The sequence below is a fragment of the Reyranella massiliensis 521 genome (genome assembly GCF_000312425.1).
GTDB lineage: Bacteria > Pseudomonadota > Alphaproteobacteria > Reyranellales > Reyranellaceae > Reyranella > Reyranella massiliensis.
Map to the genome: position 1 here is coordinate 3,413,473 of NZ_HE997181.1, position 14,209 is coordinate 3,427,681.

The 14,209-nt window shown below is 66.3% G+C and carries 17 protein-coding genes and 1 tRNA gene; 3 read left to right on the forward strand and 15 right to left on the reverse strand.

The window, feature by feature from the left end; genetic code table 11:
* Positions 1–28 precede the first annotated feature (28 nt).
* Positions 29–1,795 carry an IlvD/Edd family dehydratase gene (locus tag BN60_RS16660; RefSeq protein WP_020697238.1) on the forward strand — a complete coding sequence of 589 codons (1,767 nt, stop codon included), beginning with the start codon at positions 29–31 and terminating at the stop codon, positions 1,793–1,795.
* Complete coding sequence (locus tag BN60_RS16665) at positions 1,792–2,787, forward strand: glycosyltransferase family 2 protein (RefSeq protein WP_020697239.1); 996 nt, start codon at positions 1,792–1,794, stop codon at positions 2,785–2,787. The genes BN60_RS16660 and BN60_RS16665 overlap by 4 nt, the downstream gene beginning before the upstream one ends.
* Here BN60_RS16665 and mobB read toward each other — a convergent pair.
* From mobB to BN60_RS16705, 9 genes are all read right to left on the reverse strand, one after another.
* Positions 2,767–3,267 (reverse strand): molybdopterin-guanine dinucleotide biosynthesis protein B, encoded by a 501-nt coding sequence (gene mobB, locus BN60_RS16670; protein ID WP_020697240.1) that lies wholly within the window; start codon positions 3,265–3,267, stop codon positions 2,767–2,769. The two genes, BN60_RS16665 and mobB, sit on opposite strands and share 21 nt — an antisense overlap.
* Positions 3,268–3,275: 8 nt before the next feature.
* On the reverse strand, positions 3,276–4,118 hold the full coding sequence (fdhD, locus tag BN60_RS16675) for a formate dehydrogenase accessory sulfurtransferase FdhD (RefSeq protein ID WP_020697241.1): 843 nt from the start codon (positions 4,116–4,118) through the stop codon (positions 3,276–3,278).
* The gene (locus tag BN60_RS16680; RefSeq protein ID WP_020697242.1) at positions 4,115–4,486 is read right to left on the reverse strand and encodes a hypothetical protein; all 372 of its coding nucleotides are present in this window, start codon (positions 4,484–4,486) and stop codon (positions 4,115–4,117) included. Before BN60_RS16680 ends, fdhD begins: the two co-directional genes overlap by 4 nt.
* 15 nt (positions 4,487–4,501) lie before the next feature.
* Positions 4,502–5,002: a hypothetical protein gene (locus BN60_RS16685; RefSeq protein ID WP_020697243.1), complete on the reverse strand. Its 501-nt coding sequence runs from the start codon at positions 5,000–5,002 to the stop codon at positions 4,502–4,504.
* Positions 5,003–5,057: 55 nt separating this feature from the next.
* Entirely contained in the window at positions 5,058–5,570 is a 513-nt protein-coding gene (locus tag BN60_RS16690; RefSeq protein ID WP_020697244.1) for a DUF992 domain-containing protein, read from the reverse strand.
* Between the two features lie 26 nt (positions 5,571–5,596).
* Positions 5,597–5,737, reverse strand: a complete 141-nt coding sequence (locus BN60_RS30960) for a hypothetical protein (RefSeq protein ID WP_020697245.1) — start codon at positions 5,735–5,737, stop codon at positions 5,597–5,599.
* A gap of 93 nt (positions 5,738–5,830) precedes the next feature.
* Positions 5,831–6,244 (reverse strand): hypothetical protein, encoded by a 414-nt coding sequence (locus BN60_RS16695; RefSeq protein ID WP_148283442.1) that lies wholly within the window; start codon positions 6,242–6,244, stop codon positions 5,831–5,833.
* 102 nt (positions 6,245–6,346) lie between these two features.
* Positions 6,347–6,946, reverse strand: a complete 600-nt coding sequence (locus BN60_RS16700) for an NUDIX domain-containing protein (RefSeq protein WP_051150143.1) — start codon at positions 6,944–6,946, stop codon at positions 6,347–6,349.
* Between the two features lie 135 nt (positions 6,947–7,081).
* Positions 7,082–7,177 (reverse strand) — tRNA-Sec (locus tag BN60_RS16705).
* A gap of 60 nt (positions 7,178–7,237) precedes the next feature.
* Between BN60_RS16705 and BN60_RS16710 the strand changes: the two genes are divergently transcribed.
* Positions 7,238–7,594, forward strand: a complete 357-nt coding sequence (locus BN60_RS16710) for a VOC family protein (protein WP_020697248.1) — start codon at positions 7,238–7,240, stop codon at positions 7,592–7,594.
* Here BN60_RS16710 and selB read toward each other — a convergent pair.
* The 6 genes from selB to fdxH all read right to left on the reverse strand — a co-directional run bounded on the left by selB (position 7,591) and on the right by fdxH (position 14,192).
* Complete coding sequence (selB, locus tag BN60_RS16715; protein WP_020697249.1) at positions 7,591–9,504, reverse strand: selenocysteine-specific translation elongation factor; 1,914 nt, start codon at positions 9,502–9,504, stop codon at positions 7,591–7,593. The genes BN60_RS16710 and selB overlap by 4 nt on opposite strands.
* Positions 9,501–10,223: a tetratricopeptide repeat protein gene (locus tag BN60_RS16720; protein WP_202949820.1), complete on the reverse strand. Its 723-nt coding sequence runs from the start codon at positions 10,221–10,223 to the stop codon at positions 9,501–9,503. The genes selB and BN60_RS16720 overlap by 4 nt, the downstream gene beginning before the upstream one ends.
* Before the next feature lie 34 nt (positions 10,224–10,257).
* The gene (gene selA, locus BN60_RS16725) at positions 10,258–11,583 is read right to left on the reverse strand and encodes an L-seryl-tRNA(Sec) selenium transferase (RefSeq protein ID WP_043285926.1); all 1,326 of its coding nucleotides are present in this window, start codon (positions 11,581–11,583) and stop codon (positions 10,258–10,260) included.
* 133 nt (positions 11,584–11,716) lie between these two features.
* Entirely contained in the window at positions 11,717–12,694 is a 978-nt protein-coding gene (gene fdhE / locus BN60_RS16730; protein ID WP_177324835.1) for a formate dehydrogenase accessory protein FdhE, read from the reverse strand.
* Positions 12,664–13,293 carry a formate dehydrogenase subunit gamma gene (locus tag BN60_RS16735; RefSeq protein WP_020697254.1) on the reverse strand — a complete coding sequence of 210 codons (630 nt, stop codon included), beginning with the start codon at positions 13,291–13,293 and terminating at the stop codon, positions 12,664–12,666. Before BN60_RS16735 ends, fdhE begins: the two co-directional genes overlap by 31 nt.
* Positions 13,290–14,192 (reverse strand): formate dehydrogenase subunit beta, encoded by a 903-nt coding sequence (fdxH, locus tag BN60_RS16740; RefSeq protein WP_020697255.1) that lies wholly within the window; start codon positions 14,190–14,192, stop codon positions 13,290–13,292. Before fdxH ends, BN60_RS16735 begins: the two co-directional genes overlap by 4 nt.
* Between the last annotated feature and the right edge of the window lie 17 nt (positions 14,193–14,209).

Consider the following 14,209-nt stretch of genomic DNA (forward strand, 5'->3'; position numbering starts at 1 on the left):
AATAGGCTGAGACAGGGAGAGATCGACCATGGCCACCGCCAAGCGACGCGCGCCCAAGCGCGGAGACGGTTCTGCGCGCGCTGCATCGAAGAAGGCAACCGGGCTGCGCCAGGGGCTGGCGACCTATGGCGATGCCGGATTTTCATTGTTCCTGCGCAAGGCCTTCATCAAGGCCGGCGGCTATTCCGACGATGCCCTGGACCGTCCGATCGTCGGCATTACCAACACCTTCAGTGACTACAATCCCTGCCACGGCAACGTGCCCGACCTGATCGAGGCGGTGAAGCGCGGCGTCATGCTGGCCGGCGCCCTGCCCATGGTCTTCCCGACCGTGTCGATCCACGAGAGTTTCTCGCATCCAACCAGCATGTTCCTGCGCAATCTCATGGCGATGGACACCGAGGAGATGATCCGCGCGCAGCCCATGGATTCGGTCGTCCTGATCGGCGGCTGCGACAAGACCCTGCCGGCCCAGCTCATGGCCGCCGCCAGCGCCGACCGGCCAGCCGTCGTGCTGCCGGTCGGACCGATGCTGGTCGGTCACTTCAAGGGCGAAGTGCTGGGTGCCTGTACCGACTGCCGTCGTCTGTGGGGCCAGTATCGCGCCGGCACCTTCTCCGAGCAGGACATCGAACAGGTGAGCGAGCGGCTGGCGCCGACCAAGGGCACCTGCATGGTGATGGGTACGGCCAGCACCATGGGCTGCATCGTCGAGACCCTGGGCATGGGCCTGCCGGGCAGCGGCTCGATCCCTGCCACCCATTCCGACCGTCTGCGCGTCGCCGAGGCCAGCGGCAGGCTTGCGGCCGAGATGGCGATCAAGCAGGGTCCCCGGCCCAGCGAGATCATGACCAAGGGTGCCTTCCGCAATGCCTTGACCGTACTGCAGGCCATCGGCGGTTCGACCAACGCCCTGGTCCATCTCACCGCCGTCGCGCGGCGACTGGGCATCGAGATCGAGCTGGAGGAGTTCGACGCGATCGGCCGCAAGGTCCCGGTGCTGGTCGACCTGAAGCCATCGGGCGATCACTACATGGAGCATTTCCACTGGGCCGGCGGCAACTCGCGGCTGATGCGCGAGATCCGCACCCATCTCGACGAGAAGTGCCGCACTGTCGCCAGCAAGACCCTGAAGCAGGTGATCGACGCGGCCGAAATGGTGCCCGGTCAGACCGTGATCCGCACGCCGAAGGACCCGATCAAGCCGACCGGCGGCATGGCGGTGTTGCGTGGCAACCTGGCGCCGCGCGGCGCCGTCATCAAGCACGCGGCCGCCTCGCCGGCCCTTCTGACCCATACCGGCCGCGCCGTGGTGTTCGATTCGCTGGCGGACCTTGCCGCCCGCGGCGACGATCCCAAGCTGGACGTGAAGGCCGACGATATCCTGGTCCTGCGCAATGCTGGTCCGAAGGGTGCCCCTGGCATGCCCGAGGCAGGCTCCTTCCCCATTCCGATGAAGCTCGCCCGCGCCGGCGTGAAAGACATGATCCGCATTTCCGACGCGCGCATGAGCGGCACGGCCTTCGGCACGATCGTCCTGCACATCGCGCCGGAAGCTGCCGTGGGTGGGCCGCTGGCGCTGGTGAAGACCGGTGATCGCATCACGCTCGACGTGCCGAACCGCAAGATCGAACTGCTCGTCAGCGCCAAGGAACTGTCCGCCCGGCGCAAGACCTGGAAGGCGCCGCCGCCTCATCCCGGCAGCGACCGCGGCTATACCGGCCTGTTCCACAAGACCGTGCTGCAGGCCGACGAAGGCGTCGATTTCGACTTCCTGGGTCCGTCCGCGAAGTGAGCGACGTCAGGCTCCCGCGCATCTCGGTCGTCGTCACGTGCTACAATTGCCGTGACTATATCGGCGATGCCATCCGCTCGGTGGCGCGCCAGACCTTGCGCGACTTCGAATGCGTCATCGTCGACGATGCCTCGACCGATGACTCGGTTGCCGAGGTGCAGCGCACCCTGGCCGAGCTCGACGATCCGCGCTTCCGCCATGTCCGGCTGGAGAAGAATGTCGGCCAGACCGGCGCCACGCGCCGCGGCCTCGCGGAGACGCGCGCGACCTTTGTCTGCTTCCTCGACTCCGACGATCTCTGGAACGAGGATTTCCTCGAGCGCCACCTCGCTGCCCATCTCAACGAGACCTATGCGATCGGCTTCACCGCCTGCAACGCGCGGCTGATCGACGGCCAGGGCGCGCTGATCGCGGGCTGCGTCTACTGGTTCGGCCACGAGCGTTCGCGGGTGGACCGCGACCAGGCCTTCACGCCGATCGATCCGGCGCGCGTGCCGAAGATCGACACGGCCAACGGCAAGGCCGACTGGCGCAAGCAGACGCCTTACCGCCTCTATACAAAGCGCGTCGTGCACTGGGTGTGGGTCAGCACCTCGTCGATGATGTTCAGGCGCTCGCTGATCGACCTCGTCTTCCCCGACGACGACGAAACCTTCCGCCTGCACATGGACTTCTACATCGTGGTCATGGCGCAGATGGTGGCAGGCTCGCTGCTGATCGACGAGCCGCTCTATTCCTACCGTCTGCATGGTCGAAATGGCGCCGCCGACAATCCGGTGCTGGGTGGCCGGCTGCATCTCTCCAGCCGCAACTGGGGCAACACCCATGCGGTGATGCTCGACCGCATGCTGGCGGCCATGGAACGCGACCGCGAGCGCTTTATCACGGCGCTGGGCGACCGCCAGTACCGCCGCATGCTGCTGCGCATGCAGGCGGCGCGCGCCACCGTGCCGATGTCGTGGATCCTGTTCCTACGAAGCCTGCTGGTCTGAAACGCACCCTGCGATGAAATCGGCGATTGCGCCGATATCATCGCGCCGGAACCAGGGCAGCGACCTATCGGAAGGCGGGCTGTCTGCGGCGATGGCCACGATCTTCGCATCGCCCGGTGCCATCGGCTGCGCGTGATCGGCCCGCACCTCGATTTTGGGATGCGGTTCGCGCTTGTAGCCTTCGATGATCACCAGGTCGCAAGGCGCGAGCCTCGCCAGGACTTCCGCAAGCGTCGGTTCCGGCGTCTCGCGCATGATGGCGTAGCGCAGGCCGCCGACCAGTGCGACCTCGGAAGCGCCGGCCGCGCGATGACGCCAGGAGTCGGTCCCACGCTGGTCGATGTCGACGTCGTGATGAGCATGCTTGATGGTGGCGATGCGCCAGCCCCGCCGCACGAACTCCGCGACCAGCCGCTCGACGAGCGTGGTCTTGCCGGCATTCTTCCAGCCGGTGACGCCGAAGACGCGACGACTGTTCACGTCCCTATTCACGATGCGATGATTCGATCGGCATGGGCGTAGGCAGTAAGCCGCCCCTCGCGTACGAAGGCAACCAGAGCGATGCCCGCCTGCTCGGCCGTTTCGATGGCAAGAGAGGTGGGCGCCGAAACTGCGGCAATCGCGGCCGCACCCAGCGCGGCCGCCTTCTGCACCATCTCGTAAGAGCACCGGCTGGTGACGACGACGAAGCCGCCCGGCTCCAAAGCCGCTCCTGCGGACGTCCTGGCCATCAGCGCGCCGGCCAGCTTGTCGAGGGCGTTGTGCCGGCCAACATCCTCGCGCACTGCGATCAGTCCGCCGTCAGGGTTTGCCCAGCCGGCCGCATGGGTCGCACCGTTGACCCGGTTGAGACGTTGCTCGCCCGGCAGAGTCGTCATGGCCTGCTCGATCGCCTGACGCCGTACGCTTCCCAAGGCCGTCACGACAGGTACCGGCCGCAATGCCGCCTCCAGGCTGTCGACACCGCACAGGCCGCAGCCGGTGCGCCCGGCAAGCGTACGTCGCCGCTTCTGAAGGCCGACCATGCGTTGGGCGGCAATCTCCAGTCGCACTTCGATGCCGCGCACGCCTGCGCTATCGCGCATGTCCTCGACGTCTATATCGTAGATTTCCGACGCCTTCTCTACGATCCGCTCGGTGAAGGAGAAGCCGCGGCCAAAATCCTCGAGATCGCAGGGCGTGGCCATCATCACGGCATGGCTGATGCCGTTGTAGACCAGCGCCACGGCGACTTCCTCGGCCACGATCTCGTCCAGCGCCTCGCTGCCCTCCGCGGTGAGGCGGCGCGCTGTGCGATGAATCGAGCCCGGTTGTGAAGCCGCTGCCGTCATGCCGCGGCCTCGTCGATCCGGAGCTGTCGGCCTTCGCGGTCGAAGAATCGTCCCCGATTGAGCGTCAGTGGATCGCCTTGCACGTCGGCCTCGACTTCGCCGAGCTTGCGCCGAGCGGCTTCATCCGCCAGCGGTCCGCCAGCATGGCCGAGGCCCACGAAGAAAGCGACCCCGTCCCACGGCGTTCCGGCGCTGTCGAGCAAGCCGCGCATCTCGCCCCAAGTCATCTCGTCGCCGATCAGATGGGCATAGCTCGACTTCAACGGAACGGCATCGCTTGCACCGATTCTCATCAGAAGAATGAAAAGAGTGAAGGGTCCGGTCTCTCCGAATTGAGCGGTCAGCCAATGTTCGAAGTCGGTCTTCATCGGCCGCTCCCGGACCTAGAACTCGACCACTGGCGTGGGCGGCACGTAACGCTCGAAGACCTGCAGAAAGGGCTGGCCGCGCTCGGCTTCGTACCAGGCTTCGAAGGCGCGGAAGGCTGCAATCGGATCGGCGATAACCGGCGGCTCCGCCGACTCGCCTGCTTCGTCCGGCGACGGGTGGGCCGCGGCATGGAGCGCCTCGGCGATGGGCCGCAGCCAATCGATCAACGGCCGCGCACCCTCGCCCAGCTCGGCGAGTCCGCCTTCGATCCAGCCAATGTCGCGGAACAGCGCCTCGAGCTGACGTTCGACAGCGGCCTCGCGGTCGGGCTCCAGGGCGGCGATTCGGGCCATGTCGGAAAGAGCACTCAAGCGGCGCCAAGCGAAGGCGCGGGCCTGCTCGGCTTCCCTGATCTGCGCCTCGACCGCGGCCCGCACGGCACGCTCCGCAGTTTCGGCCGCGGTGCAGTCCGCTTGCAGGCGGGCAATCAGAGTATCGGCGGCAGCGCTCGGCATGCCCGAAGTTGACCCCAGCTTCGGGCAGCCGGCAAGTGCGCGCTACGCTGGGCCGTTACTTCGCGGCCTTCAACACGACCTCGGCGACGCCCGCCGCCACGTTCACGCCCGTACTGCCTTCGACGCTGACCGGCTGCAGGGTGATCTGGCCATTGCCGCCGCCGATCAGGACGTTCGCGCCGACACCGACGCCGACCGTCGCCTGGGCGGTGCCGCCGGCATAGGTGCCCGCCAGGGCGCCCTTGGCGATGTTGCCGGGCGCAAAGACCAGCCAGACGATCTGCGAATCCTTGGTGAAACCGATATCGACGCCATAGCGGTTGATCGAGCCGGTGTAGCGCTCGCCCACGCCGTCGGTGCGGGCGAACAGGCAGTTGAGGTCCTTCGACGAGCCGAAGACGAAGCCCATGCCGCCGGCCACGTTGCAGGTCAGCGATCCGATATTGGCGCCGCTCTTGCCGGCGGCACCCGGCGTACCGGGCGCAGCCGGAGACTGCGCCTGAGTGACCATTGCCGTGCCGGCCACTAGCGCCGCGACACCGACGGCCGTCCATGCTGATCTGACCATGTGCAACTCCTTACCTGGTGAACTTCTTATTCCTGCTTCTTGGCGCGCTCGATAGCCTCCAGGATCTCGGTGAGACCCGCCCAATAGACGACCCCTTGCTTCTGCATTTCATGACGAATCGTGCGGATCAGGCCCGCCTTCCGGATCATGAGATTAGCAAGTGCCATCTTGGCATCTTCCTCGTCAGGCACAATGACCTCTAAGCTGGGAGCTTCAAACGGTTGCGCCGCAACCAGGCCTTATCCACACCGCCTTGCCGGCTAGTCCGGTGTGCCAACGTTACGCGCCCTCAGAACATATCCCGTCGCCCTGAACTGGGTATCCCGCTCAATTGCCGCACTGATCCTGGGGTCGTTGTAGGGATTGCTGACCGCGATCAGCGAGTTCGTCTCGGACTGACAGCTCAGGCTGATGGTGCGCGCAATCTCCGTGGCGCTCGAACTGCTGTTGAGATTGGCCTCCGCGTTCTTGGCAAGACACGCGTCCCGCAAGGCATACTGGTCGTTGATCTTGGTGGCGAGGCGCGGATCCGAATAGTGCGGATACGCCCCACAGCCAGCGAGCGCCAGCAACATGACGGCAATCAAGGGACGCATCGACGGGCTCGACTCCTGCATGTGGAGAGAAATAAGGCCGCCGGACAGGCCGGCGCAGCTTGATTTTACGCGGTCCACCCGAGCCAGCTCAAGCACCTAACGAGCGTCGGCTTTCCTGCCATGACCGCAAAGAGGCCACGCTGCGCCGCAGGCAATCTCCTGCCGACGCGTCATCGTGCGTCAAATCCAGCCAGACGCTCCCGGGCCAAGAAGCCCCGGCAGCCTGCCCTTCAACAGCAACCGCTCCACGGCCTGCAGGGCAAGCAGGCTTATTGCATCCCTGATCTCTCCCGCATCGGCCATCCGAAACACCTGCTTCAGCGGCACCTTGCGAACCACCAGTTCTTCCGAAGGTTCCGGCGAGGCCTCGCCTTGAGACAGGTCCCAGGCCAGGAACACCATCGCCCGTTCGTCGGACACCGAATTGGAGAGATCGCACTCCAGCAGCTTGTGCCAGCGCTCGGCGCGAAGCCCGGTTTCCTCCCGAAGCTCGCGTGCAATCGATTGCAGCGGATCTCCGTCGAGCGCGCCTCCGCCTTCGGGGATTTCCCAGCTGTATTCCCGGAGAGCGAACCGATACTGGCCGACCAGGTAGGTGTTCCCTTCATGGTCGATCGGCAACACGCCAAGCGCCAGGTTCTTGTAATGGACCGTGCCATAGATACCGGGCGTGCCCGACGGGGTGACGACCTCGTGGTGCGTGACCTCGATCCATCGATTGTCATAGACCTCGCGCCTCGACGCGACGCTCCAGGGACCTCTTCGCTCGATCAAGTGCATCTCCTTGGTAGCCCCCTCTTCGCACGAACGAAGGCTACCAGGGGAGTCTCAGGCGCGTTCGGAGCGCATGATCGGTGCCGTCGATCTCGTCGTCGCAGGAGACGAGATCCGGCGCTGGACTGGGGAAACGGGAATTGGCGGAAGAGAGCGGGAGTCGAACCCACCCAGGACCGGCTAACGGCCCTCTCTGGCTTTGAAGGCCAGCCGCCCCACCGGGAGCGATTCTCCTCCAAGGCCGATAATTCCCCATAATATGGGGGTTGTCACGCGTCGACCGAAGGAAGCGACTCCATGTCCATCGAACTGAAATACGTCATCGCCAACGTATCCGATCTTGCCGCTGCCGTGGCCTTCTGGCGCGACACGGTCGGCCTCAAGCTCAAGTTCCAGACACCGGAATGGGCGGAGTTCGATACCGGCGCGACGCGGCTGGCGCTGCAGCCCGCCTCGCCGGCCAATCCCGCCGGCACCTGGCTGCCGGGCCTGCGCGTTCCCGATCTCGCTTCCAAGCGGGCCGAGCTTGCGGCCCACGGCATCGACATCGGCGCCGAACCGCACGAGGAGCATGGGTTTCTGCTGTCGCTGTTCACAGGGCCCGACGGCGCCAAGGCCAGCTTGAGCGGCCCCGCGCCGAAGCCGCAGACCTAACCCGCCGCCACGGGCGCCGTCGTCACCGGACCGTAGCGCTCGAGTTTCTGCGGCACGGTGCGCCTGAGATCGCCACGACGCACGGTGATGCCCTGGCGGTCGAAGAATTCGAGAATCTGGATTGCGACCTTGCGACCGTTGTCGAGCTTGTCGCGAAACTCCGCGGCGGTGAAATCATGGCCGAAGGCGTGCGCGATGCCGATCATCTCGGCCACGGTCGGCCGCAGGAAATAATGATCCGGCGCCAGTTCGACGACTCGGCCGAGTTTGCCCAGACGCTGCAACAGCTTGCGGACATCCGGTTCCGGCGCCCCATAGGCCTGGGCAAAGTCGCGCACGCGCGGCGGCTTGAAGCGGTCGCGCGCCATCTCCGCCGAGATCTTCTTCCAAAGGGCTTCGTCGCGCGCGCCGAGAGTGAGCGAATGGCCGGGCAATCGAAGGAAAGGGCCATCGACCACGACCGTCTTGGCGCGGATCTCCTGATCGAGCAGCGCCTGGAAGACCGGCGCCGGCCAGCGCTGCTTCAAGCCGACACGCAACCGCTCCGCCTGAAGGCCCGGCGCATCGGGTTTGCTCTCGTGGAAGGCTTTCAGCGTGTCGACAACGTCTTGCCTCGCCCGAGCCAGCGTCGTGGCGAGGAAGCCGAAGCCCGCGAGGCCGACACCTTCGGCAGCCTGCAACAGCTTCTCGACCTCGGCCGGACGCAGATTACGCGACTGGCCGAAGCGCGCGAGGTCGACATGGCTGGCCTCCAGGCGCAGCAGTCGGGCCAGCGCTTCGCCATCGGCCTCGCCAAGGGCGCCAAGCTGAGCCAGACGGCGCTCGGCGCGCCGATTGCGCGGCGGGCCGAAGGGATCGATCACCATCGCCCCGGCAATCGTGCGCGTGGCCGAGGGATCGCGCAGGATCACGCGATCGCCGGCAAGGGCTCCCACCTTCTCCTCAAGGACGAGCTGCGCCAGCGCCGTGCCGGCCGGCGCAAGCTTTTCGCCCTCGAGAAGGGCAACACGTCCCATGACATGAGCGGCGCCCAGATGGACGTGAACCGGCGACCAGTGCTTCAGCGGCTGGGCTTCCGAGGCCAGCAGGCTGAGCCGCACGTCGATCCTGTCGGTCGGCGCGTGCAGCTCCGGGCTCACGACCCAGTCGCCACGCCGGATCGCGTCCTTGGACAGGCGCGCACCCGTAAGATTGAGCGCGCAGCGCTCGCCGGCCCGGCCGATCTCGGCGGGCCTGTTCTGCGCATGCAGCGAACGCACGCGCGCCTCCAGCCCCGACGGCGTCAGCAGCAGACGGTCGTCGACCTTGATCTCGCCGGCATGGACGGTGCCCGTCACCACGACACCCGCACCCGAGAGCACGAAGCAGCGGTCGACCGCCAGGCGTGCAAAGCCCGAGGCGCCCTTGCCGCTTTCGCCCAGGGCCAGGAGCTTTGCCTTCAGTTCGTCGACGCCCTGTCCCGTCAACGCCGAGACCGGAATGATCTCCGCCCCGGCCAGCGATGTCGACGACAGCAGGGTCTCGACCTCGGCCATACGGTCGAGGATCTGATCGTCGTCGGCGAGATCGGCCTTGGTGAGAGCGACGATCCCGCGATCGAGGCCGAGCAGATCGACGATCTGCAGATGCTCGACGGTCTGCGGCTTGATGCCTTCAACCGCCGATACGACCAGCAGGGCCGCATCGATCCCGGTGGCGCCGACCAGCATGTTGTGCACGAAGCGCTCGTGGCCCGGCACATCGACGAAGCCGAGCTGATGGCCACTGCCGAGATCGCTGTAGGCGTAGCCGAGATCGATGGTGATGCCGCGCGCCTTCTCTTCCTTGAGGCGATCGGCGTCGACGCCGGTCAGCGCCTTCACCAAGGCCGTCTTGCCATGATCGATATGGCCTGCAGTCCCGACAATCATCGCAGCTTCTCCGCGGCACGGCGTTCGGCTTCTGTACGTTGTGCCGGCTTGGCGTGCGCCTGGGCCTCGCGCAGAAAGCCGGCCGCCAGTTCGCCCTCCCCTCCGGCCTCGGCGCGCAGCAGCCAGTGCAAGGCTTCGACGACATCGCGCGGCACGCCCTTGCCGGCAAGATAGGCCGCCCCCAGCATCGCCTGCGCTTCGGCATGGCCCCGCCGAGCCGCCTCGCCCCACCAGCGGGCCGCGGCATCGACATCGCGCGCGACCCCCAGCGCGTTGTGATGGATGTCGCCCAGACGCGCCATCGCCGCCGCGCTTCCGTGGGCTGCCGCCCTTTCCGCCCAATGGCGGGCGCCCGGATAGTCCTGCGGACAGCCACCGCCCAGCAGCTTCATCCAGGACAGCATGTCCTGGGCCTCCGCATCGTCCTGCAAGGCGGCCTTCTCGTACCAGGCCGCTGCCTCGACCTGATCCTGCGGCACGCCCCAGCCTTCGTAGTAGCAAAGCGCCAGGTTGCGTTGACCGCCGACATCGCCCTGATCGGCGGCGAGGCGCAGCCAGGCCGCGGCCTTGGCCGGATCGCGCTCGACGCCACGGCCTTCGAGAAATGCCGCGCCCATGTTGCTTTGGGCACGCGCCAGCCCGGCCTGCGCCAGCGGCGCCCAGAGATCGAGCGCCACGCCATAGTCTCCGCTCTTCCAGGCGGCGAGCGCGTCGGCCATCTGGCGGTCCCGAGGCGGCGCGCGGTCGAGGAGTCTAGCCAGCCACGCCATCGAACTTGTCCAGTTGCGCAGCGAAAGCCACTTCGTCGTCCAATGTGCGCAGGTCGAAGAAGAGCGTGCCGTCGGCGATGCGACCGATCACCGGGATAGGCAGGGCGCGAAAGGCATCGGCAATCCTGTCGAGGCCCTTGCCGCGGACGGCGAGCGCAAACGACGGCAACAGATCGACCGGCAGCGCACCGGAACCGATCTGCCCGCGCACCTCTTCGATCGAGGTCTGCAGGCTGGCAAGCGCCCGCGCGAAGGCGGGCAGCAGGCGTTCGGCCTGCGCCCTGATCTGCTCGGCAGGCCGCGCCAGCGCACGAATCGTCGGCAGGCGTTCGACGAGCCGTGCCGGATCGGCATAGAGCCGGAGCGTAGCTTCCAGCGCCGCCAGCCGCACCTTGTCGAGGCGCAGCGCCCGCTTCAGCGGATGGCGCGCGATGCGTTCGATCAAGGCGCGACGGCCGACCAGCAGCCCCGCCTGCGGTCCGCCCAGCAGCTTGTCGCCGGAGAAGGTCACGACATCGACGCCGGCTTCGATCGCCTCGCGTGCCGTGGGTTCGTGCGGCAAACCCCAGGTGTCGAGATCGGCCAGAGTGCCGCTGCCGAGATCCTCGATCAGGGACAGGCCCTTTTCGCGCGCCAGCGGCACCAGCTCCGTTGCAGCGACCGACTTGGTGAAGCCCTGGATCGCATAGTTCGACGGATGAACTTTCATGATGGCAGCCGTGTCCGGACCAATCGCCGCCGCATAGTCCTTCAGGTGCGTGCGGTTGGTCGTTCCGACCTCGACCAGCCGGCAGCCGGCATGCGCCATGATGTCGGGAATGCGAAAGGCTCCGCCGATCTCGATCAGCTCGCCGCGCGAGACGATGACTTCGCGACCGGCCGCCAATGCGCCCAGCGCCAGCAGCACGGCGGCCGCATTGTTGTTCACCGCGGTCGCCGCCTCCGCGCCGGTGAGGCGGCAGAGCCAGGGCGCGACATGCTGGTCGCGCTCGCCGCGCGCGCCACCGCCGAGGTCGTATTCCAGAGTGGTCGGCGAGCGCATCGCCTCGACGGCCGCCGCGATCGCTTCCTCGGCCAGCACGGCACGGCCGAGATTGGTGTGCAGCACCGTACCCGTGAGGTTGAAGACCCGGCGTTGGGACGGCCGCACCAGGCCGGCCAGGCGGGCAGCGCACCAGCGCGCGCAGGCTAGCTCGTCGGCGACATCAGGTGTGCCGCGCTTGGCCTCTACCCAGGCACGCAATGCTTCGATCACCAGGGGACGGCCTGCCTCCTCGACCAGCGACGCAAGGGCCGGCCAGCCAGCCATACGGTCGATTGACAGGGGGCGATTCTCGGGGGCGCCTTGGGCGCGGTCGGCACGCGACACGGATTTTCCTCGACATTGCTTGGCTGGACCGGGCGTCCGGCGTCATTGAACATGGCCCAGCAAGGGCCGTCGATCAATCCGCCTCGGTCGTATCCATGACACCCAGCACGAAGGGATTGGGCACACGGGCGAATCCCTCTTCGCCCACCAGCACGTCGAGCCCGAGGGAACCGAGATCGTCGGCAAAGGGCTCCAGAACCTTCGCGCTCTCCAGGTAGAAGACCTTCGAGTAGCCTTGGCAGGTTTCACAGCATTCCGCTCGGAGGAAGCTGGTTCCGGCAAGATTGCGAAAGGAAATCTTGTCCGTGGCGCCGCAATGGACGCAACGCACGCGGACATAGCGCCAGGCCGTTGCGCAGAGCGAGCAGTGCAGATGACGATGCCCGAACTTGGTGCCGCCCGGCGCGATCATTCCCGCCACGGGCGGCGAGCCACAGGCTGGACAGGCGCCGCTGTCGCTCTCCTCTGTACCGCCGAGATCGGCCGCGTCGAGGAGGGCGGCCATACGCGTCCAGGCGACCTGCAGGGCTGCCGCAACGAACACCGATTGTGCGGCCTCCTGGGACCGTACGCTGCCGTCGAGGAACCGCCCCGCTAGCGCTTCGAGATCGGCCTCCGAAGCGTCTTCGAGCGCCCGTCGCGCCGCTTCGGCGGCTTCCGGCAACAGCGCACGATCGATCCTTGCGAGGATGTGCGAGAGGGCGGCACGCCAGGTCGCATCGCGGGTCCAGAGCGTCGGATCGAGCGGCGCACGTCCTACCAGCCTGGCTTTGGCGATCTCGGCCGCGCCCGGCAAGGAGCCGGGCGGCAGGTCGTGCAGCGCCGCCTCCTGGGCGGCGACAAGCGCCGCAATCATGTGCAGGAAACCCGCAAGCTCGTGTCCTTCGGCCAAGGCACGCAGGCGCTCGGCGCGTCGGCCAAAGACCGTCGTGAGATCGGGAAGGCGAACAGGATCGCTTCGGGCAATGTCGCCTAGCGTGCTTTCACCGAAGGCTGTCGTAGGGGTACGCGGAGGTTTACTCAGGACTTCTTGACCTCCTGGCGGAACCACTTGCGGTGATGCTTCCAGCTCCAGCCGCGCGTCACCGAACCTCTTGTCATGGCGCGCAGTGTACCCTTCACCCAGATCGCCGCATAGACATGGACGATCCAGATCAGAATGGCGCCGATGGCGCACAACGCATGGACCACCGCCGCCAGCCGCTTCTGGTCGATCGTCGTGTAGTCCTCGAAATAGACGTCCCACAGAACGATGCCGCTGCCGAACAGCAGCAGGATCAGGAGGCTCTGGCCCCAGAAGACGAGCTTCTGGCCAGCATTGTACTTGCCGAGTTCGGGAAGCCCCTCTTCCTCGTTGTTGATCACCTTGCCGAGGTTCTTCATCCAGACCGTATCCTCACGCTTCCAGAAGTTGAGCGTGAAGAAGCGGAAGAACAGGCCGAGGAAACTGATCGCCAGTACCACGCCGATCCAGGGATGAATGGCGCGGGTTGCCTGCCCACCGCCGAACAGGTTGGTGAGGAAGAACAGCGACGGGTGGAACAGCGCCATCCCGCTCAATGCCAGCAGGATCAACGAGATCGCGGTGATCCAGTGGTTGATGCGGGCGCCCGTCGTGTAGCGGGCGACAACGTTCTTGTCCTCGCTCATGCGCCCTTGCCCTTGGCCATCTCGTCGGCCTTGCGTTCGTCGGTGTCGGAGACCTCGTTCGGGCCCTTGGTGATGTAGTGCAGGAAGCCGAAGACACCCGCGAAAGCGATGGCGGCGAGCGATATCGGCTTCATGACTCCCTTCCACAGCCCGACCATGGGGCTGATCCGGGGATCGTCCGGCAGACCGGAGTAGAGAGACGGCTTGTCGGCATGGTTCAACACATACATGACGTGCGTGCCGCCGACGCCTGGCGGGTTGTAGAGGCCGGCCTTCTGGAAGCCGCGCGACTTCAGGTCGACGATGCGATGTTCGGCGTGGACGATCATGTCCTCTTTCGAGCCGAAGTAGATCGCCTGGGTCGGGCAGGCCTTGGCGCAGGCCGGCGCCTGGCCGACCGAGACGCGATCGACGCAGAGCGTGCACTTGTAGGCCTTGCGATCGACCTTCGAGATGCGCGGCACATTGAAGGGGCAGCCCTTCACGCAATAGCCGCAGCCGATGCAGTTCTCCGACACGAAGTCGACGATGCCATTGGTGTACTGCACGATCGCGCCCGGCGCCGGGCAGGCCTTGAGGCAGCCCGGGTCGTCGCAGTGCATGCAGCCGTCCTTGCGGATCAGCCATTCGAGATCGTCGCCGTTCTCGTATTCCGCGAAGCGCATCACGGTCCACGAGGTCGGCGTCAGATCGGTCGGGTTGTTGTAGGTGCCGTCGGTATAGCCGATCGGCGCCTTGAGGTCGTTCCACTCCAGGCAGGCAGCCTGACAGGCCTTGCAGCCGATGCACTTGCTGACATCGATCAGCTTGGCGACATGGATCGCCGACTGGCGAACCTGGGGCGGCACCTCGGTCGACGCAGAGCGGCGGCGGATGTCGAGGGATTGCATGGTAGCCATTTTCTGCCCTCCTCCGC